The organism is Mycolicibacterium sp. Y3, assembly GCF_051188035.1.
Lineage (GTDB): Bacteria > Actinomycetota > Actinomycetes > Mycobacteriales > Mycobacteriaceae > Mycobacterium > Mycobacterium fluoranthenivorans.
Map to the genome: position 1 here is coordinate 6,044,430 of NZ_JAVQLT010000001.1, position 20,039 is coordinate 6,064,468.

At 63.1% G+C, this 20,039-nt stretch carries 18 protein-coding genes; 6 read left to right on the plus strand and 12 right to left on the minus strand.

Features of this window, described 5'->3' with window-relative positions; translation table 11 throughout:
* Positions 1-230: 230 nt before the first annotated feature.
* Positions 231-1,817 (minus strand): PepSY-associated TM helix domain-containing protein, encoded by a 1,587-nt coding sequence (locus QN239_RS29590; RefSeq protein ID WP_499015872.1) that lies wholly within the window; start codon positions 1,815-1,817, stop codon positions 231-233.
* Between the two features lie 136 nt (positions 1,818-1,953).
* Here QN239_RS29590 and QN239_RS29595 point away from each other — a divergent pair, with 136 nt between their 5' ends.
* On the plus strand, positions 1,954-2,658 hold the full coding sequence (locus QN239_RS29595; RefSeq protein ID WP_499017012.1) for a zf-HC2 domain-containing protein: 705 nt from the start codon (positions 1,954-1,956) through the stop codon (positions 2,656-2,658).
* A gap of 8 nt (positions 2,659-2,666) precedes the next feature.
* On the opposite strand, the gene QN239_RS29600 is transcribed toward QN239_RS29595, so the two are convergent.
* Positions 2,667-3,302, minus strand: coding sequence for a DUF5134 domain-containing protein (locus QN239_RS29600; RefSeq protein WP_499015873.1), 636 nt, complete (start codon positions 3,300-3,302; stop codon positions 2,667-2,669).
* A gap of 378 nt (positions 3,303-3,680) precedes the next feature.
* On the opposite strand from QN239_RS29600, the gene QN239_RS29605 reads away from it, so the two are divergent.
* Positions 3,681-5,477 carry a cytochrome c oxidase assembly protein gene (locus QN239_RS29605; RefSeq protein ID WP_499015874.1) on the plus strand — a complete coding sequence of 599 codons (1,797 nt, stop codon included), beginning with the start codon at positions 3,681-3,683 and terminating at the stop codon, positions 5,475-5,477.
* 74 nt (positions 5,478-5,551) lie between these two features.
* Complete coding sequence (locus QN239_RS29610) at positions 5,552-6,229, plus strand: energy-coupling factor ABC transporter permease (RefSeq protein ID WP_499015876.1); 678 nt, start codon at positions 5,552-5,554, stop codon at positions 6,227-6,229.
* Here QN239_RS29610 and QN239_RS29615 read toward each other — a convergent pair.
* The gene (locus QN239_RS29615; protein ID WP_499015877.1) at positions 6,216-6,557 is read right to left on the minus strand and encodes a WhiB family transcriptional regulator; all 342 of its coding nucleotides are present in this window, start codon (positions 6,555-6,557) and stop codon (positions 6,216-6,218) included. The genes QN239_RS29610 and QN239_RS29615 overlap by 14 nt on opposite strands.
* Before the next feature lie 125 nt (positions 6,558-6,682).
* On the opposite strand from QN239_RS29615, the gene QN239_RS29620 reads away from it, so the two are divergent.
* Positions 6,683-7,162, plus strand: a complete 480-nt coding sequence (locus tag QN239_RS29620) for a hypothetical protein (RefSeq protein ID WP_499015881.1) — start codon at positions 6,683-6,685, stop codon at positions 7,160-7,162.
* Positions 7,163-7,430: 268 nt separating this feature from the next.
* Here QN239_RS29620 and QN239_RS29625 read toward each other — a convergent pair whose 3' ends face one another.
* Both QN239_RS29625 and QN239_RS29630 read right to left on the minus strand, forming a co-directional pair.
* Complete coding sequence (locus QN239_RS29625; RefSeq protein ID WP_499015886.1) at positions 7,431-7,649, minus strand: heavy-metal-associated domain-containing protein; 219 nt, start codon at positions 7,647-7,649, stop codon at positions 7,431-7,433.
* Positions 7,646-9,916 carry a heavy metal translocating P-type ATPase gene (locus QN239_RS29630; RefSeq protein WP_499015890.1) on the minus strand — a complete coding sequence of 757 codons (2,271 nt, stop codon included), beginning with the start codon at positions 9,914-9,916 and terminating at the stop codon, positions 7,646-7,648. Before QN239_RS29630 ends, QN239_RS29625 begins: the two co-directional genes overlap by 4 nt.
* 98 nt (positions 9,917-10,014) lie before the next feature.
* Between QN239_RS29630 and sigC the strand changes: the two genes are divergently transcribed.
* A complete protein-coding gene (gene sigC, locus QN239_RS29635; RefSeq protein ID WP_499015894.1) occupies positions 10,015-10,569 on the plus strand; it encodes an RNA polymerase sigma factor SigC in 555 nt (184 codons plus the stop codon).
* Positions 10,570-10,695: 126 nt separating this feature from the next.
* Entirely contained in the window at positions 10,696-11,139 is a 444-nt protein-coding gene (locus QN239_RS29640) for a BlaI/MecI/CopY family transcriptional regulator (protein WP_499015898.1), read from the plus strand.
* 45 nt (positions 11,140-11,184) lie between these two features.
* Here QN239_RS29640 and QN239_RS29645 read toward each other — a convergent pair whose 3' ends face one another.
* The 7 genes from QN239_RS29645 to scoE form a co-directional block, all read right to left on the minus strand.
* On the minus strand, positions 11,185-12,156 hold the full coding sequence (locus QN239_RS29645; protein ID WP_499015900.1) for a GlxA family transcriptional regulator: 972 nt from the start codon (positions 12,154-12,156) through the stop codon (positions 11,185-11,187).
* 58 nt (positions 12,157-12,214) lie between these two features.
* Positions 12,215-12,544: a heavy-metal-associated domain-containing protein gene (locus QN239_RS29650; protein ID WP_499015903.1), complete on the minus strand. Its 330-nt coding sequence runs from the start codon at positions 12,542-12,544 to the stop codon at positions 12,215-12,217.
* Between the two features lie 73 nt (positions 12,545-12,617).
* Positions 12,618-16,760, minus strand: a complete 4,143-nt coding sequence (locus tag QN239_RS29655) for an AMP-binding protein (RefSeq protein ID WP_499015906.1) — start codon at positions 16,758-16,760, stop codon at positions 12,618-12,620.
* Positions 16,747-16,986, minus strand: coding sequence for a phosphopantetheine-binding protein (locus tag QN239_RS29660; RefSeq protein WP_499015908.1), 240 nt, complete (start codon positions 16,984-16,986; stop codon positions 16,747-16,749). The genes QN239_RS29655 and QN239_RS29660 overlap by 14 nt, the downstream gene beginning before the upstream one ends.
* Positions 16,979-18,511, minus strand: a complete 1,533-nt coding sequence (fadD10, locus tag QN239_RS29665) for a fatty acid--CoA ligase FadD10 (protein ID WP_499017013.1) — start codon at positions 18,509-18,511, stop codon at positions 16,979-16,981. The genes QN239_RS29660 and fadD10 overlap by 8 nt, the downstream gene beginning before the upstream one ends.
* Before the next feature lie 41 nt (positions 18,512-18,552).
* On the minus strand, positions 18,553-19,104 hold the full coding sequence (locus tag QN239_RS29670; protein WP_499015910.1) for an FcoT family thioesterase: 552 nt from the start codon (positions 19,102-19,104) through the stop codon (positions 18,553-18,555).
* The gene (gene scoE, locus QN239_RS29675) at positions 19,101-19,970 is read right to left on the minus strand and encodes a (3R)-3-[(carboxymethyl)amino]fatty acid oxygenase/decarboxylase (RefSeq protein WP_499015912.1); all 870 of its coding nucleotides are present in this window, start codon (positions 19,968-19,970) and stop codon (positions 19,101-19,103) included. The genes QN239_RS29670 and scoE overlap by 4 nt, the downstream gene beginning before the upstream one ends.
* Between the last annotated feature and the right edge of the window lie 69 nt (positions 19,971-20,039).

Genomic DNA, 20,039 nt, shown 5'->3' on the forward strand with positions numbered 1-20,039 from the left:
CGTTCCGAAAGTCCGCGCTCTGCGCAGCCTGCTCATCCGCTCCCCCTTGCTTGCCTCGGATGCCCATCCGATGTCCATAAGCTGTACGCCACCCCAACGGGCTGTGGACCATCTTTGAGCAAAACTGGCGGTCGGCAACTCGAGATTCAGAATCAGGTTCGCGGTATAGCGAAAAGCCCACGATGGCAGTGACAATCGCGACCGTTTGTCACCCCTACGCTCCCCGGAGGTCAGCCGCCCAGCGCGCCCACCGGGATATCGCCGCCGCCGCTTGTCTCCTCGGGCGTGTCCTCGGGTGGTGCGGACGTCGGCTCGCCACCAGTCCTCGACCGGCGCCTGAGCGCCAGGACAGCCTCCACGGCAAGGACCACCAGAACCGATACCCCGAACACCGGGAAGAGCACTCCCAGGACCACAGCGGCGACCGAGACGGTGAGCACCGCCTTCTTCGGTGTTGCCGCCCGGGTCGCGGGGCTGGCCGGCCCGGGCACACCGGTACGTCCCGACGGTCGCCGCTTCCACCACATCAGCAGCCCGGTCAGCACACTGGTGAGGACACCCAGGCAGGCAAGTGTCGCCGTGATCCGGGTCAGCACGCCGAGTTGGTTGCCCATGTGCATGGCGATGCCGAAGCTGGTCAGCCGTGACAGTGCACCGTCTTGAGCAGCGGTGGCGTTGGTGATCGTCTGCCCGGTGAACTGGTTGAGGTACAGGGTGCGCTGTTCGGAGGTCTTCTGTGGCCAGCGGTTCACGACTGTGTAACTGCCATAGACGGTTTCACCGTTCACAGTCGAGTCGGCGGGCGGGATGATGGCATAGCCGGGGACCATGTGCTCGTCTTTGGCGATCTTGTCGACGTCGGAGAACGTTAACGGAGCCGGAGCGGGCCCGTCGTGCTGGGAGGCGTACACCGGGTCGTCGGTGGCAGCCCAGGCGATACGCCGGCCCAGCCGGTCGTAGTCGCCCATCTTCGCCGGCGTCGAGGGCGCGTCGACCGAGGTCGACGGTGCGACGGTGGCCGAAAAGGCGCGCCAGTTCTCACCCCAATAGCGCGACCAGGTCAGCCCGGACAGGACGTAGCAGATCAGGATGACGGCGATGATCACGCCGGTGAGGGCGTGCAGATCTCGCCATCTGATCCGGCCGCCTTTACCCCATCGGACCTTCAGCAGTGGTTTCGTGCTCTCGATCGCCCGCGGCCACCACAGGTAGATGCCGCTGGCCAGCAGCACCAGAATCCAGACTGCGGTGAGTTCCATCCACAGGTTGCCCACGCCGACGGGGATCGTGGCGTCCGGGTAGGCCGCCGGGTCGATCAGATGCCCCAGGGACGGCAGCTGGATCTGTGGACCGTCATTGCCGAACATGCGGTGCACGTTGTTGGCGAACCCGACCAGTCCGGACAGTTGGCTGCGCTGCCCGAGGTATTGGCCGGTATGGGGGTCGATGAACACCTGGGTCATGTCCGTCTCCCCCGCCGGGTATGCGAGCGCGTCCGGCGGCAGGAAGTCCACCCGCGTCGAGTGGTTCGGCGCATCGGGTGGCGTCACCGCGTCGAACGAATATTCCTGTCCCACATGCTGTTTGGCGGTGGCGATCTGCGCGTCCAAGGGGACGGTCTCCGACCCCTGCGCCACCACGAACAGGTGACCGTTGAGCCAGTTGTCCAGGGGTTGGCTGTAGAGGATCACCAGTCCGGACAGCGCCAGGACGACGAGTACCGGTGCGGAGAAGAGTCCGACCCAGAAATGCAGACGCCAGATCCGGCGAAGGACGGCGGCCTCGCCTTTTCGCGTCGAGGTGTCTGTTGTGCTCATCGGTTCCCTTCGGCTGTGTAGATCGCGGCCGAGTGGGCTAACGGCGCGCATCGTCGCATTAGTCGGAATAATCCGCGAAAAAGTTCCCAGCGAGTGCCAAGGGAACGATCTGCACTCTGTCGGCGACTATATAGAGGTGGAATGCGAGGTCGCCCGCGAAGCGCTGTCAGCACGCGTTGACAATGAGCGTGAACCCGTGCCGTCTGCTCGGGTGAACGAGCATCTGACCGGCTGCGCGGAATGCCGGTCCTGGTTCGAGCAGGTGTCAGCCCAGGCCGTCCTGCTCCAGCGCCTCGCCCGTCCTCCGGTCATCGCGGTCGCACCGCAGGCAAAGGAGTACATCCGCAACCGCCGACCGCGACACGTCGACTGGGCACGCGTAGCCCTGCTAGTGGTCGGCGCGGCGCAGATTCTGATTGCCGCCGCTCAAGCATTTGGGCTGAGCGTAGGCCTGGCTCATCAGCACGGCATGGCATCAGCCGGCCATCTGCTGAATGAGTCGACTGCCTGGTCGATGGCGCTCGGAATCGTCATGGTGGGGGCAGCGGCATGGCCCGGTGCCGCTGCCGGGTTGGGCGGGGTGCTGAGCGCCTTCTCCGGGGTCCTGACAATTTATGTCATTGCCGATGCGGCATCCGGTGCGGTGACGGCAGTCCGGGTAGTGACACACCTGCCGGTCGTCTTGGGGGCGGTGCTGGCGTTGCTGGTGTGGCGCCGCAGCAATCGGCCCGGACCCGAAGACCAGCCCGCTGCGGAAGACAACGAAATCACTCTGCCGCGCAACGCATCACGGGGCCGCAGACGTGGGCACCTCTGGCCCACCGACGGTTCGGCTGCCTGACCGGGACGTCAGACCATCAGTCCGAACATCACCGCCATGCCTGCCGCCATCATGGCTTGCGCGGACATCCCGACCCCATGTCGGTTGGACGAGTCTGGATCTGCGCGTCTGTAAGTAGCGACTCGGACCAGCCACCAGACCGTGGCCACACCGAAGACGCCGGCGCACAGTGCGTTGAGGCCGACGACGAACGGCGGAGGTCCCGCGGTGTGGTTTGCGTCCATCCCTGGCATCAGCATCCCCGGCATTCCGGGCATCGACATGGGGCCCCCGTGCGTACTCTGTGACGACCCTTCTGCGGGAACCGGGCTTAGATCGCCACCCATCACCGCATACATCCAAGCCATCGCCAACATCATGGCGCCGTGATACAGGTTGACACCGCGATGGCCCGCCTGTGCGGCGGCGATGATGACGAACCAGACGGTCGCGACCAGGAAAAAGAGCATCGGTCCGGTGGTCGGCAGGGCGAGTCCTGCAGGCCAGGCCATGGCGATCATCGCCACGGCCATGACGACGTGAAGCAACTGACTTACCAGACGCGTGGGCGAAAACCGTCCCGTGACCACGGTGTAGACACATTCGGCCGCGGCGAAGGCGAAAAGAGCGGTTACCACCCAGCGCACGAAGAGATCGTCGATCATGACGACAACACCGCTTGGCTGGCCGGAATGTGATCGAGGCCGACAGGTAAGCGAGTCACAAGAGTCAAGGCTTTCCGCAGAGACAGTAGGGGGTCGTCTGCAATGGTCGATGAACGAGACCAGAAAGTTCCGCCGGCAGACACCGTCTACGACCGACAGTCGTAGACTAGAGCAATTGTATTGCAGTAGGTGGAAGGCGCCACGACGTTGAAGTCGACCCAGAAGCGACATGCTCCGCGGATTGGTGCGGTGCGCCCGTTCTGGTGGCTCGCCGCGGCGTTCACGACTGCCTGCGCCGGTCTCATTTGGTATGTCCTTCTGTCCGGCCACCGTGTCTATGCGTCCACCGGCGATTCGTATCCGGGACCTCTGACTGCGGTGGCCGAACCGGTCGGCTACTTCGTGGCAATGTTCATGGGCGCGCTCACCCTCGGCGGGTTGGTGTACATCGCTACGACGGCGCTGCCGAGCGATCGCGGCTTGATCGATGATCGGGCATTCGCTACGCACGTGGTCGTCGAACGGACGGCGTTGCTGTGGACGCTGAGCGCGATCGTCATGGTCATCGTGCAGGCGGCCAGCGATGCCGGGGCGACCGTTTTCGAGGTCTTGGGAAGTGCCGGTCTTCCGCAGATCGTCGCCGCCTCCGAAATGGCCCGTGCATGGGTGGTTGTCACGCTGGTCGCTGCGGTAATAACCGCCGCCATCCGGCTGTCGCTGGCCTGGGTCACCCATGTTGTGCTGTTGTTGCCTGCCCTGGTGGGAGTCATTGCGGTGCCGGTGAGTGGCAATGCCGGGCAAGGGCCCGACCACGACTATGCAACCAGCGCGGCAATCGTTTTCGCGGTGCTCTTTGCTGTGCTGGTGGGGGTCAAGGTTGCTGTCGCGCTCAACCCGCCCCGTGATGCTTCGGCAGGGCGCGTACGCGCCATCTCAGTGGTCGCCGGCGCTCTGGTGCTCGGCTACGGCGGCATGCTCCTCGCCCTGTTGGCCGGTCCGGCAGGGCCGGCGCACTCGGTCTATGGCAGGGCCGGAATCGCGGCGGCTGTCCTCATCGGGACCGCGTGGGTCGGCGATGTGATCGCATGGCGACGCTCGTTGACGGGCGGGCGGGCCTGGCAGGTATTGGAAGCGGCCGCGGTCATGACGGCGATGGCGTTGTCGGCATCGATGGCCACGCAACCCGCGCCGCGTTTCCTGACCCACCAGTTCACGACATGGGATGTCTTCCTCGGGTACTCGCTGCCTGCGCCACCGAGCGTTCTCAACATTCTGACGGCCTGGCGATTCGATACTTTCATCGGCGTCGGGGCGGCGACGTTGGGTGCGCTGTACCTGTTCGCATACATCCGCTTAAAACGGCGCGGGGACAGCTGGCCGGTTGGACGCCTTGTTGCCTGGCTCTTTGGCTGCGGGGTCCTGCTGTTCACGAGCAGTTCGGGGGTCAAGGCTTACGGATCGGCCATGTTCAGCGTGCACATGGCCGAACACATGACGTTGAACATGTTCGTCCCGGTGCTCCTCGTGCTCGGCGGACCGGTGACCATCGCGTTGCGGGCATTACCCACATCGGGCTCAGGCCGGCCACCCGGGCCGCGTGAGTGGTTGTTGTGGTTGATTCACTCGAAACCGACCGCGTTCGTCAGTAATCCGATCATCGCCTTCGTGCTTTTCGTGGCATCGCTGTACGCGGTGTACTTCACACCCATTTTCGACACGCTGGTGCGCTATCACTGGGGCCACGAACTGATGAGCGTGCACTTCCTGCTCGTCGGATACCTGTTCTACTGGGGCATCATCGGCATCGACCCCGGACCGCAGAAGTTGCCATTTCTCGGCCGGCTGGGTTTGTTGTTCGCTGTCATGCCCTTTCACGCTTTTTTCGGCATCGCGACCATGTCCATGACGACGACCATCGGCGGCCAGTTCTACCACCTGGTCGACCTGCCATGGTTGGCGAGCATTCAGGACGATCAGCACCTCGGTGGCGCGATCGCCTGGGGATCCAGCGAACTCCCGGTGATCGTCGTGGTCGTCGCCCTCGTGGCGCAGTGGGCCCGCCAAGACCGGCGGGCCGCCACCCGCTCCGACCGGCACTCCGACGCCGCCTACGCCGATGACGATCTCGACGCGTACAACGCGATGCTTCGCGAATTGGCACGAAATCGACAGTGAACTCCAAGGTGGAGGGTCTTTCGTGTTTAACTTGTCGCACGTAAAGGGTCTACTCTGAAAGAGGCTGTCGAAGCGTGCATATAGAACCGGGTATCGTCGAGGGGCCGAAGATCGTCCTGAGCTACCTCACCGCAGGCGGTGCCGGAGCATACGCGCTGTATCTCGCAGGAAAGCTCATCAAGGACCGCGGATTGGGCGCCTTTGCCGTTCGCACCATCGCGACGACGGCATTGGTCTTCTCCTTCTTCCAGTTGTTGCCGCACTATCCGGTCGGCATTTCCGAGGTCCACCTGATCCTGGGGTCAACGCTGTTCCTGATTTTCGGTGCCGCTCCCGCGGCCTTCGGATTGGCCAGTGGCCTTCTCCTGCAGGGATTGTTCTTCGCGCCGTTCGATCTCCCGCAGTACGGCATGAACGTGACCACACTATTGGTCCCGCTCTTTGCCCTGCAGTTCGTCGCGCACAAGGTGATCGCCCCGGAAACTCCGTACGTGGATCTGAAATACCGTCAGGCCCTGGCTCTGTCGACCACGTACCAGGCAGGGATCGTGTCGTGGGTGGCGTTCTGGGCACTCTACGGTGAGGGCTTCGCGAGCCAGACGGTGACAGACATCGTCACCTTCGGGGCGGCGTACATGACGGTCATCATCATCGAGCCGCTCGCGGATCTGGCCGTGCTGGCGGGTGCGAAGGCTCTGCGCCGTCTGAGCGACAGCACCGTGGTGGAGCGCAGGCTTTTCAATCCCGCCTAAAGCGGCCCACCGGAGTCTTGGCCCGTTCGGCTGGGGACAATCCTCCCCAGACTCCGAACTTCTCGCCGATCTGCATGGCGTGCTCCCTGCACTGCCGGATGACCACACACTGCGCACATGTCATTTTGGCGCGTGCTTCACGCGCTTGTCGTCCCCGTCGGTCTTCGCCATCACTGCCGAAGAAGACGGATACGTCGTGGCCACGGCAATGCGCTGCCGTCTGCCAATGCCAAGGGTCAGCACGGGGCTCTAGAGCGCGCAGGTGACCAAGTGTCGCGGGGCGCGAATCTGCTTGATTGCTTTGTGTGGTGTCACCGGCCATACCCATCAGTCGTCGCCAATGGTCTCGGAGTTCCACTCACACCCAAACCGTGCAGACCGGAACCGAAACGGACAGCGATCCGACCATATGGGAGGCGGACATCTCGTCCCGCTCTAGAGGGAGGATCAGTCTTGGCCGGTTTACGCCACGAACCCATCGAGCGCACGCTCGCAGGTATCGAAAGTCGCGTGCTCGACGACATTTGGCTTGGGCCCGGTCGCGTTGCCGCGCAAGGCTTCTTGACTCTGATGCTGGCGGTTTCGGCGACGATGTGGTGGTTCAACACGATAGGCGGGCACTCATCGCACGGACTGAATCGGGTGCCATCCATAACGATCTTCGTGTTGTTCGCGGCCGCGGTGGTCTCCGCGTTCGCCCTCCGGCTGCAGCGATTTCGGGGCGTGTGCGCCGCGGCCTATGCGGGCGGCCTGGCTGCAGTCATCGGAATCGGCGCATTCTGGTGGCTCAGGACAGGCCGTCCCGGTGCCTCATTGGGGTGGTTGACCATCGCCGATATCGCAGCGGTGCTGCTGACAGCCGGATGGATGCTGGTGATCGTGACGCCCATCGAGCGATCCCAACCCGAAATGCGCGCATCACAACTGCGCTGAGCAGACGCTTCTCATGAGGCAACCGTCAACTGGTCACCTTCGTCATCGTTTTGTCGCAGCAGACCTCGGTATGCGCCGAATCAGCGCAACATGGGCACGCCTTCTCATAGAGCAGAGTCGACCCGCACTCACCACATTCGTAGCGTTCTCCAGCTGCCCGTGCCATCACAGCTCCCCTACATCATCACCTGTATCCGCTCGGTGCGGAGAAGCGCAGGACTGCGCCCCCCGTAATTCTGCGCTACGGCAATGGCTTCCCGCCATGAAATCAGCGGCGAATCAGGAAATCACCATGTTCTGCCAAGAGCTTCTGCACGGCGTCGGCGTCCAGTCCATACTCGGACTCGACAGTCACGGTGGACACCGACCCAGGCTGTAAGTCGATGTCCACTTCCTGCACCCCCTCGAGTCCGGTCATCGCGTCCCGAACGGTATTGACGCACCCGCCGCACCGCAGGCCCTCCACGTCGAACGCTTGCCGTGTCACAGCTGCGCTCCTTCACCAGGCGTGGAGAAACCTGGCCGTGACGCGAACTTGCGCAGGCGAAGACTGTTGGACACGACAAAAAACGAGGAAAATGCCATTGCCGCACCCGAGATCAACGGGTTCAACAAACCGGCAGCCGCGATCGGAATCGCCGCAACGTTGTAGCCGAACGCCCAGAGCATGTTCATCTTGATCGTCCGCATCGTCGCGGCGGCCAGATCCAGAGCCATCGGGATCACGGTCAGGTCCTCCCGCACGAGGATGATGTCGGCTGCACCGATGGCCACATCCGTGCCCCGCCCGATCGCCATTCCCAGGTCGGCGACCGCCAATGCCGGTCCATCGTTGATGCCATCGCCAACCATCGCCACGACGCGGCCCTGATCTCGCAGTTGCTCGATGACGTCGACTTTGCCGTCCGGAAGGACATCGGCGATCACCTCTTCGATGCCGACTGCAGCCGCGACGGCGGCGGCCGATGCCGGGTTGTCTCCCGTGAGCAGAACCGTCCGTAAGCCACGCTCGTGCAGGGCAGCCACCGCCGCGGCTGCAGATTCCTTCACGGCGTCGGACACCGCGATCGCCGCACACGGTTCACCGTCGATCTCAACGAAAACCACAGTCTCACCACGTGACTCGCCCTGGCGCCGGGCGGACACCAACGGCTGCACCGCACACGTCGGCGCAATCCACGACGGCTTGCCCACACGCACGGAACGGCCTTGAACCACGCCTGTCACGCCGCGACCGGGTACCGCCACGAAATCATCGACAGTCAAGTCGCCAGCTGCTGCCGACACGATTGCCTTGGCGACGGCATGCTCGGACGCCGACTCCACGGCCCCTGCATAGGTCAACACGTCGCCGATATCCCAACCCTGCGCGGCGACGGTCGCACCCACCGCGAGCCTGCCGACCGTCAGCGTGCCCGTCTTATCGAACACCACCGTGTCCACGGCCCGGGTCGCCTCCAAGGACCGGTGCCCTTTGAGAAAGATGCCAAGCTGGGCTCCACGACCCGAGGCCACCATCATCGCGGTCGGGGTAGCCAAGCCGAGCGCACACGGGCACGCGATCACCAGGACGGCCAGCCCAGCCGCGAAGGCGTGATTCACATCACCGCCACCGAGGAGCCACCCAGCCACTGTCAGCGCAGCGATGGCAAAGACGCACGGGACGAACACCGACGCGATCCGATCCGCCAGTCTTTGGGTGTCTGCTTTCTGGGCCTGCGCTTCTTCGACAAGGCGAACCATTCCGGCGAACTGCGTGTCCGCACCGACAGCGGCGGCTTCCACCACGAGGCGCCCGTCCAGTACGACAGTTCCTCCGACGACATTGCTGCCCGGTTGGACGCGGATCGGCTTGGCCTCTCCGGTCATCGCGCTCATGTCGATTGCTGCCGCCCCTTCCAGCACCAAACCGTCTGCCGCGATGGTCTGGCCGGGCCGGACCACAAATCTCTGCTGCTCGGCCAACTGGTCGACCGGGATGACCATCTCCGAACCGTCATCGACCAGGATCGACACGTCCTTGGCGCTGAGGGCAGCAAGAGCACGCAACGCCCCGCCGGCCTTTGATTTGGCCTTGGCTTCGAAATACCGGCCGGCCAGCACGAAGACTGTCACACCGGCGGCCACTTCGAAATAGATCGCATCGCTGCCGACGATGGCCTGCCAGATGCCACCGCCGTTTCGGGCATGGTGGTCACCGAACACCGTGTAGAACGACCACAGAGTGGCCGCCGTGATCCCCACTGAGATGAGGGTCTCCATCGAGGCCCCACCGCGTCGGGCCTGCCGCAATGCCACCCGGTGGAACGGCCAAGCCGCCCAGGTCACGACCGGTAGGGCCAACGCCGTCAAAACCCACTGCCAACCGGTGAAGCGTGTGCTGGGCACGACGGCGAACATGATCGACAAGTCCGCCAGCGGGACGAACAGCACCGCGGCGACCGCCAGCCGGATCAGTAGGTACCGGGCATGATCAGCGTCGGGGTCCGCTTCGGGATCGGCCCCAGAAGATCGTGGGTGCGCCTCATACCCGGCGCGCTCGATGACATCGCACAGTTGCGCGGCCGACACTTCGTCCGAGGCAGCGACGGTGGCCACTCGGGTCGCGAAGTTCACCGATGCCTGGACGCCAGGAAGCTTGTTGAGCACGGACTCGACACGCGCAGCGCATGCTGCACACGACATACCGGCCACATCGAGTTGGATGCGAGCCCTGTCGGTGTCATCACCTGTGATCGTTGCCAACGCCGGCATCGCCCAACCTCACTTCTGTGCTCTCACACGTCCCACCCATTACAGTCGTTACCACTCGACAATGAGTTCCCGGCCCTCATGGCTTACTCTCTGAAGCCGTGGCTACATGCGCCGACGATGACCAAGTTACTCAGCTCGCCAAATCGGCAAGCCGAGGCGACCGGGCGGCCCTTAGCAAGTTCATCGAAGCCACCCAGCGTGACGTGTGGCGCACCGTTGCCTACCTCGCCGACCCGGCCAGCGCAGACGACCTCACCCAGGAGACGTTCCTGCGTGCGATCAAATCGCTGCCACGGTTCTCCGGCCGGTCCACCGCCAAGACCTGGCTGCTGTCGATCGCGCGGCGAGTAGTGGTCGATCAGATTCGGTATAACACCAGTCGGCCCCGTCCCGCGTATGTGGTCGACCTCGATGACGTACTCGGCGGATGTGGTGACGGCAGCCGGATCGAGAACATGGTGGAGATCAGGATCCTGCTGGACGGGCTGGAACCCGACCGGCGTGAGGCTCTTGTCCTGACCCAGGTCTTGGGACTGAGTTACGCCGAGGCTGCTGAGGTCGCCGGATGCCCGATCGGCACCATCCGTTCCCGCATCGCACGCGCGCGCGACGATCTACTGCAAGCGACCCGTGAGGAAAACCGGGCCGGTTGACCCGTCCCCGTCGGCCCGAAGTCGGCGCGAAACCGCATAAGCCAGCGCAGCGGGAACCTGCGCGACCTCCCGAACGACTAAGTGGACGAGCACGTGGTGCAACGTCGATAGGGGGTCCGGACAGACATGGCAAGGCTGCAACGCCTCGGCAACCTCGAACGCTCGGTGATGGACCATCTGTGGGATAACACGGAACCGCAGACCGTGCGCCAGGTGCACGACGCCGTCTGCACGCGGCGACGTCTGGCTTATACGACGATCATGACCGTGCTGCAGAGGCTGGCCACGAAGGACTTGGTCATTCAGATCCGCGATGACCGAGCATTTCGGTACACGCCGCTGGGCACCCGCGACGAACTCGTCGCCGCCCTGATGGTGGACGCCCTGGACGAAGTTGCCGATCGACGTGATCGCCAGGCTGCGCTGATCCATTTCATCGGACAGGTCGGCGCAGACGAAATCGAAGCCCTCCGTGGCGCCCTCGCCGATATTGCCATTCGCAATGCGGCGAATGGAGAAGTCTCTCGCGCTCCAATCGAACTCGCGTTGCCGGAACGTACGGCGTCATGAACCGGACGCTGAGGGTAATCCCCGGCAGAGCTGCTGCAGTCCTGCTCAGACGAAGCTCTTGCGATAGTGGTCAGGTGATACACCCACCCGCTTGAGAAAGATCCGCCGGAGCGACTCGGTACTGCCAAAACCGCACCGCGCCGCAATGATGACCAAGCCGTCGGTCGTCTCTGTGAGTTCGCGGCGAGCGATGTTTGTCCGTACCAATTCGACATAGGCGCCGGGAGCCATGCCCACCTCATGCGTGAAGACTCGAGTGAAGTGGCGCGGGCTCATACCGGCGCGCTTCGCGAGTTCGGCAATACTGTGCGCTGCCGCAGGTTCGGATTCGACAAATTCCTGTACACGACAAATTGATTCACGTGCTGAATGCGGAAAGCTCAATGCCGGAGCATACTGTGGCTGCCCTCCACGGCGGCGAAGTGGCAGAACGAGCCAACGAGCAACCTCGCGCGCGATCTCAGTACAGAAGTCATCCTCCACAAGACGCAAGGCCAGATCGATTCCTGCGGTTGCTCCGCCCGCCGTCCAGACTTGGCGAGAGCTTCGAACAGACATCGGTGTGGAATCGACCGCGATCTGGGGAAACTTGCGCCTCATCGCGTCTGCCGAAGCCCAATGTGTGGTGGCAGGACAACCGTCGAGCAGACCCGCTTCAGCCAAAAGGAAGGCACCGGTACCTATACCGACCATCCTTCGCGCATGCGAAGCAGCATCGCGGATCCATCCGACCAGACCGCGATGCGATTCATCTGGAGCACCGACGCCGCCTGGAATCAAAACAGTGTCGATTGACGAATCCGGACTCGGTGCGATCTCGGTGGTGAGTTTCAACCCACCCCACGTGCTGATGCACGATCCATCAAGTGATTTCAGCTCGGCTCGATAGCCGCCTTCGGCACCATCTCCGGCGATTTGCCTTGTGGCGAAGTGCAATACCTCCAGCGGTCCGATGACGTCAAGCGCTTGCGCACTGCTGTAGCCGAGAATGACGACCCGCCGAGTCGAGAAGTTCAAGTGATACAGCCTCTCACAGGAGCGGAAGTACGGGGCAGGAATCTCTGCCGGACCAACTTCAGTTGGGTGAAAGCCTACGAAAGATACCTTCTGCAACAGACGTGACACGTTCAAGCAGAGCCGGCTTGCTCGGCAAGGGGGCGTCTAGGAGGTGGTCGGTTCCATCCACTCGCACTTGTGCGTCGTACCCAGCCTCGCGGATGGCCTCACAGAACTCGGCCGCCTTGCGATCATGGCCGGCTTGGATCACCGCAACCTTCGCGGGGAAGTCAACCGACGCGCGCACACCGGTCATTCTGTTGAGCGTTCTTTCAATACGGCCGGCGCACATCTTGCACGACATACCATGGACATCCAGGTAGAACGTTCGAGTATCCGTCAACTTCATTCCTCACAGTCATGGGACGGCGTCCCCTCGACAAAGCAGTCGTCTTTGGGCTCATACAAGTTCCCGCACAGCATCAACGGGTCAGCATCTCTCGCAACGACATCGGTGCCGCGGCAACTTCTCGGCACGACTCGACCGGTAAGTCGATGGTCGGGCGCTCGCTCAGGTATTCGGTGTACGACCGACCACCCAACTTGGAGCCCAGCGAGATCCACGCATCGATCACCGCCCATCGCCCCGGATGAGCCCTGGCCCAGGCACTCTGATCCAGGCGCTGTTTCCATTCCTCGATACCGACCACCTCGTCCACGACGCCACCGAGGAGCTCGGTATAGCTCACCGGTTCGCCGCGGACAACGGTGATACCACCTCCGAGCTCGACCGCTGCGGAGAATTCCGGCAATGCGTCAATAATGCTAAGCGCCGCAGCCGTGTTGGTGGTGACCTCTTCGACGAGTTCCACATCCGGAAAGATGCCCAGGGCCTTGCAGGCATCGACGACCGACGCCAGGATGTCGGCGGATCCACGCATCGACTCGGTATCCCTGAGCACTCTCGGAAGCCGCACGATGGTGAAATCCAGATCGTCGGAGGCGTTGGCCACCACGAGTTCGGCCACCGATTTGGACGCAGCGTAGGGGTACGGCGCGTGACGGGGGTCGGTGACACGCGGTGCATCGACCTCCGCGTTCACCACGAAAGTCGACAGATGCGCCAGACGAGAACCATTGCGAGCGCACGCTTGCGTCGCTGCTGATACCACTTCAACGTTCGCAGGGCGCAGTTCCTGATACGGTAAGAGCACGTTCGTGTTACCGACGCAGTTCACCAAAGTCCGGGCACGGGCGGCACGCAGAATCTCACCCAGGGCGTCGACTCCGAAACCGTCTGTCGCAGTGATGAAGCGGAAGCCATCGACAGTACGCAGACTCGACCAAGGTTCGATCTCGGGTAGTGGTGATCTCGATACGAAGACCACCTCGGGCCGGCATGCATGCGAATGTCCAAGCTGTAGTATGCCTTTGGCAAACCCCGTTCCGAGGATGCCGGCCGCACCTAATACCACGACCGAACTGTCCGCGCTACCGATCGACAGCCGCCGGAGTGCCGGAGCGGGCGGCCGCACCAGATCCTCGACATCGTCCGCGATCAAGGAAGCGGTGGCGCTGTCCATCCAGGTATCCGAATCGGGAGAGGCCCCAACCAGATTTGCGGCAGTGTCGGCACCGATCAGATCGAGGACCGATAATTGCCAATTCAGGTATTTCCGCGTTTCGGGCAGGATCTTGATGAGGTCAAGGGATCCGATTCCTTGGTCAAGCAATGACGAATCCGCAGCGATGGCCCGGCCGAGATACCCGCTCCACAGTTCCGCGAGACCAGCCGCTCTATCGTCACCGACGGCGGTCACCGAGTGCGGCAGCCGGGTTGGCAACGCCCCGGCGTCAATCTTGCCGTTGGGCTTTCTGGGGATGCCGGGCACACCCGTCACGCGGAACGAGGCAACACCCGAGCGGACCAGCACATTGCGAATGCGTGCCTCCAGAATCGGATCGTCGTCGCCGTCGCGGGTCAGGGGGCTCTGGAACCAGATCTCCAGGACACCATCGACCGGTTCGACAGCCAGGTCGGATACCAGCGGATCCGATGTGATGCTCGTGGCGATGGCGGCGGTGTCCACCCGTCTGCCCGCGATCTTGACGATCGCGTCCCGGCGCCCGGCAAACACGGGAAATCCCTCGTCGTCGATGACCACGCGATCAGCGGTGGCAAAAGCGCGTTGACGCACAGCGTGTTCCGAGCAGACAGCACCGAAGCTCGTGCTGTCACGCCCCAGGTAGCCACGGCTGACCAGGCCGCCCACGATCACCACCTCACCGAATGCGATGAACACCGTGCCGGGCACCAACGGCCGGCCCAGCCGTGACCGCTGCGCCGTAGCGATGACCCCTTCCCCATCGGTGATGGCCAGGTAAGTGGCCACCACAGTGGTCTCCGTGGGCCCATACGTCGAGACCAGTTCGATGCGCTCCGGGTCAATCGACCGCGACCACTTATCCACGGCAGCGGGGCGGACGGCCTCACCACCGATGATGACCTGACGTAACGCCGACTGACCGAGTGTCTGCATGGTGTCGGTGTCTTCACAAAGCAGGTGCCAGATCGCGGTGGGCAGGTCGACGATGGTCGCCCGTTCATCGACTACGGACCGTACGAGCGCCGGGAGGTCACCCGAGTGCAGCGCCGGTGTCCGCACCAGGCCTGCACCGCAATACGCCGCCCCGAAAATCTCCTCGACGCTGATATCGGAAGTCAGTGTGGCGCATTGGAGCACGGTGTCATCCGGCCCCCAGACGTAGTGGCGGCGGATCGCCGTGCAGAAGAGCGCCAGGGCTCCATGCGATACCGGTACGAGCTTCGGCTGTCCGGTCGACCCTGACGTCGGCATGACGTAGGCCGTCCAGTCTGCCAGCCGGGGATCTCGCACCACCTGTTCGAGGTGACCGTCGACCAGAGTGGACGACGCGTCGTCAAGCGGCGGCACGTCGGCCGAGACATCGATGACACGCGTGGCCACTCGGCCGTGTTCATGTATTGATGAGGCTCGCACGCCAAGGTCGTCGACAGCGGCGCACACACTGTAGCCACAGCCAGCCAGATGACATGCGATCAGAAGGTCGGTGGTGCGGCTGGTGCCGTCGTCGGTGAACACCACGACATCACCGGGAACCGCCCCTTCCAACAGGATCCGCGCGATCCACCTGTCGACCTCGGCAGTCCGCAGCCTGGCAACGTCCACGGTGGGGTCTGCAAACCAGGCAGGTGCCGACTCAGCGCTGCCCGACGTGTCGCTCGAAACCAGATCGCCATTGTCGGCAACCGCAGACCATTCGCCGACGGCCGACGCGAACGGGCGTTCCCACCCTGCATTCATGCCTTCCAGCGTCGCCGCGATCCTCTGCGCCATCGGGCGTTCCTCGCCGCGGTCGGCCGAATCCGCACGCCTCCAGATACTGATGTCGAAGGTCCGACTCTCCTCGTCATGAACGCAGGTCACTGTCGTACCTTCGACGGGCCCGATATCGCTGACCACCGGTGCCTCGCAAAGATGGGGACGCAGCTCCGGCGCGCACAGGCCACGCATGTAGTTGACCGTCAACGCCTCGATGTGCGTGTGCCGGTTGATGGTCAGGTATATGCGTCGGTACAGCTCCTCACGGAACCACCGCCGACGAACCGCCTTCACGTATCCACGGTCGAGAGCATGGACGACATCGCCGACGGAGGCGAAGGGTGCGAACCGGATCATCTGTGCGACCGAATTCACAAGGCAAGTGGCCACATCCAACGTCGGGTCGCCGAATCGGTTGTCCACGGGATGCACCAGCAGCGTCTGGGTGCTGAGGCGCTCGCTCGCGTGCACGGCGACTGCAGCCGCCGCTACCAACACGTTGATCGGGATCTGCCTGGCCGCAGCAAGCGCGACGATCGCGTCGTGAGCTTCTGCCTGCAGCCGCACCGAATCACGAAGCACGCCCCGGGCCGCCGTCCCAGGCGTGGATGCCGTGACACCTACAACGTCGCCGACGGACAACGCTTCCTCGCTGAGCTCGCGACGCACAACAGCGGAATAACGCTGTCGTGCCCGCTCGACCAGCTCGCCCTCGTGTCGGTGCGCTTCGGCGACGATGTCCATCGACCGCACCAGTCCGGGCTTCCGCGCGGTGTTGCCGACCGCCAGGTATCGAGCCAGGTCGGCTTCGATGATTCCGGTCGCTCCACCGTCGAACAGGATGTGGTGGGTGTGGGCGTGCATACCCACCACGAGTCCGGCGTTGTCGATTCGAATGGTGTAGCGCGCCAGAGACTTGTCGTGAATCCCGGCAGCCCAGGACTCCACCAGGTCACCGGCGTCGAGATCGGGCCGCTCGTGATCCCCCCGCACGCAGACGATGTCATCGAACTGCAGCTCGGCGACCAGGTCGGGGTAGTCCCTGCCGTCGGTCGGCGCGAGTACACAGAGGTGAACAGGATGGTCCAGAACTGCCTGTTCGAGGGCGGAAAGGAAGGCAGGGAGGTTCAGACCAGGGAAACGATAGGCTTTGCCGATCAGGTACAGCGCAGGATCTGGATCCTGCAGGACGCCGTTGTAGATGTTGCGCTGGGCACTACTCAGCGGGACGCGTCGAACCCGGTGATCGTCAGCCAGCGTCACGTGCCTTCTCCAACTCTCGGACCCACGCAGCAAGGGAAAGATCTGCGGCCAGGCGGGACGGCATATCCGACTCCCGATCCACCCCGAGTTTCTTCATCAGGAGCACAAACCTGACCGAATCGAGGCCGAGATCCCTCAGATCGGTGAGATCGCCGTCGAAGAAGTCGGATTCGTCGACGTAGAGCACTTCCGACAGTGCCGCGAAGATCCGGTCCCGGTCAAGCATGCGCGGTTGAGGCCAGAGCTGTGCGCATCACCTTGCCCGAGTGGGTCCGAGGAATCTGTTCCACAATAACAATCTTCGACGGTCGCCCGATCGATTCCGATTCGGATCGGAATCGTGCCGCAATGGTCTGTTTGAGTTTGCGGCCGGCCGCTTCGTCGAGTCCGGCCGAAGGTACCACTGCCAGACCGATGAGCGCGCCGAACTCCGCGTCAGGTATCTCGAAACATGCTGCGGCACTGACACCGGGAACACTCTCGGCGATACGGTCCACTTCATCGGGGGCGATGTTCACACCGCCGGAAATGATCATCTCCGAGGACCGGCCCCTGATGTAGAAGTAGCCGTCCGCACGCAGCTCCAGAATATCGCCGGTATTCACCCACCCGTCCACCAGAACCTCGCGGGTTCGCTCGGGGTTGTTCCAGTAGCCCAGCATGTTCGCCGGCGACTTGATCCACAGCGTGCCGGAGGCGGCCGGGGCCGCGGTGAAGTCGGGGACTCCGTGGTCGGCGACGAGATGGACTTCCACCCCCGGGTAGGGGCGACCCACCGCGCCCTCCTCGATACGGATGATCGAGCCATCCGACGTAGGAAGACACAGTGCGGTGCAACCGGTTTCACTGAGACCGTAGACCTGCGCGGTATGGATACCGGCTGCCTCGGCGAACTGCACGTCGGCGGCCACGGCGCGGGATCCGCCGTAACCGAGCATCCGCAGGGGCGGCAGGGATGCCCCTGCCTTCACCTCGGCTACAAGTCGGGTCAGTAAGGTCGGAACCAGGCACGTCGTGGCGATCGCGTTCGCGTTGAGTATCTCGGCAAGCGATGATGTGTTCTCACCGCCGGTGACACAGACGCTGCCGTGCATGAGGCAGTTCAGTATCCACCACAAACCGCCGATATGCGTAGCAGGAAGCGGAGAATACGTGGCCTCTCCGACGACCCAGCTGATCCAGTCAAGCTGCTCGCGTTCGAGGGTGTCAGCTATCGCGAAGAACGTGCGATTCGGCAGCAGTACGGCCTTTGGATCCCCGGTGGTGCCACTGGTGAAGATCATGGCGAGCGGATCCTCGGCACCCAGGGTGGCGCTGCCGGTGTCCGAGGACGAGTCGGCCGCCGCCGCGGTGTCGGTAACTCCGGATTCGAAGTTCACCGAGATCACCGGCACCTCCGCCAGCGATACGGGCAGCGAACCGGAATCGGCGCCCGGTGTCAGGAGAACGGCGCTGGGAGTAGTCACCTCACCGAAGCGGGCCACGGTTGCTGACGGAATGCTGCGGTCCACCATCACGGCGACCACCCCGAGCTTGGCGCAGGCCAATACGGACAGATAGGTCTCGGGACCATTGTCCGAGATGACGAACACCCTTGCGCCGCTGACCACTGACTGCTCACCGAGTAATTCGGCGAGCCGAGCCGCTTCGGTCACCAGCTCGCCGTAGGTGAGCGCACTGGATCCGTCGACCCGTCGTAAGGCCACCGCATCGCGCCGCAACTGTGCCTGCTCGACGACGCGCCCCCACACCGTGGTTGCACGTGAACTCGGGCTGCTCTCCTGTCGAGCGGTCACGGGATGTTCAGGGCCGCGAGCTCGAACTCACCAAGGGCCGACCCACCGTACTCGTCGAAATACTCGATCCGACAGGGAACTTTCAGATAGCGCCACGAACGCTCGACGACTTCGAGATCCTGGCAAACCAGTCGAGCCGAGAACTTCTGGGCATTGATGGGCCGCTTATACCGTGACGAGGTGGTCCGGATCAACATACTGGGCAGCTGGTTGTCGAAGTAATCTGCAATCGACCAACCGCGCAGAGGTGCTATCTCACCGTTGATCACAGCAGGCGCGAAGGCCGTGTAGGCCAGTTGATTGAAGCACAAGACCAGTTCCACGGCGTTGAAGTGGCCGGTGCTGCGAATGTACACCGGCTCCGGAATGCTGAAGCTACCTTCGGCTACGAGCGAGTCTTCGGTTGCACTGTAGGCCGCGTCGATCAGGTAGCGGCACCCCTTGTACGAGTAGGGCTCAAGCACTCGGGCGATCAGATCCTCGGGAATCGGGGTCGTCGCGGTCGGCTGGTCCTCAGCCATCCCGACCGGCGTCACATCGGTGCTCATACCGCATAACCCGGCGTGGTCAGACCATCGAGCATCGTCAATCGATATGTGGTCAATGTCCCTGTGGCGGTGCCGTGCTTGGCACGATGCATCAGAACACGGTTATCCCACAGAATGATATCGCCGACCTCATAGTGTTGGGTGTGGATGAAAGGCGCGGAGAAGTCCGCGTCGAGCTGTCCTGTCGCGGTCATGAGTCCCTGGAGTATCTCGGGATCGAGGATATTTCCGTCGTGGTCCTCGATCTTGCTGGTTCCCGACGCGCAGATATAGAGGATCTCTTGGCCCGTTTTCGGGTGCCTGATCACTGTCGGCCATTTGATCGGCGGAGTTGTTTTGTTGATCTCATCCCACACCTCGCCGATCGGCTTGTATACGTCACTTGGGCGTATCTTGATGTGGCGGCGCGGATCATGAGTGCTGAACGTCCCGCGTGCCGGCTCCTGCTGTGATGCCGGGAGCGACTCCCACACCTTGTTGAGGTCGATGAAGTAGGTCCCGCGATCGCTACCGGGGACGGCGAGCGGGAGCACCATCGAGAACGCGAAAGGCTCCGGCATGAACATGTAGTCGATATGCCAGAACGCCCCGGTTTTCGGGACACCCTGGCCCTGCTCGGTAGAGGACACGAAGATCTCGGGGTACTCCTTGTGGTGGTACACCGGCTCGTAGTAGGTGACGATATCTCCGACGATCCTGCCGAGCTCGATGAACTGTTCGGGAGACGGGTGAACATCTTTCAGGACGACCAGTTTGTTCTCGTAGACGATGTCCCGAATCTCGGCGGTCGTGATGCTGTCCAGATTTTTCGGGTCGATCCCGGTGACCACAGCCCCCAGCCCCCGTCCTTTCACATTGAGCGTCATCGACCTTCTTCTCCTGATTCGCATCCTGCACTGTCCTGACCCGGCGGTGATCTAAAACCTTTGCGGCAT

Coding starts and splice junctions, on each gene's coding strand:
- QN239_RS29615 (WP_499015877.1), bottom strand. CDS start 6,557: ATGGGTATGGCCGGTGACACCACACAAAGCAATCAAGCAGATTCGCGC.
- QN239_RS29590 (WP_499015872.1), bottom strand. CDS start 1,817: ATGAGCACAACAGACACCTCGACGCGAAAAGGCGAGGCCGCCGTCCTT.
- QN239_RS29640 (WP_499015898.1), top strand. CDS start 10,696: ATGGCAAGGCTGCAACGCCTCGGCAACCTCGAACGCTCGGTGATGGAC.
- QN239_RS29660 (WP_499015908.1), bottom strand. CDS start 16,986: ATGCTTGACCGGGACCGGATCTTCGCGGCACTGTCGGAAGTGCTCTAC.
- scoE (WP_499015912.1), bottom strand. CDS start 19,970: ATGACGCTCAATGTGAAAGGACGGGGGCTGGGGGCTGTGGTCACCGGG.
- QN239_RS29600 (WP_499015873.1), bottom strand. CDS start 3,302: ATGATCGACGATCTCTTCGTGCGCTGGGTGGTAACCGCTCTTTTCGCC.
- QN239_RS29670 (WP_499015910.1), bottom strand. CDS start 19,104: ATGAGCACCGATGTGACGCCGGTCGGGATGGCTGAGGACCAGCCGACC.
- QN239_RS29630 (WP_499015890.1), bottom strand. CDS start 9,916: ATGCCGGCGTTGGCAACGATCACAGGTGATGACACCGACAGGGCTCGC.
- QN239_RS29650 (WP_499015903.1), bottom strand. CDS start 12,544: ATGAAGTTGACGGATACTCGAACGTTCTACCTGGATGTCCATGGTATG.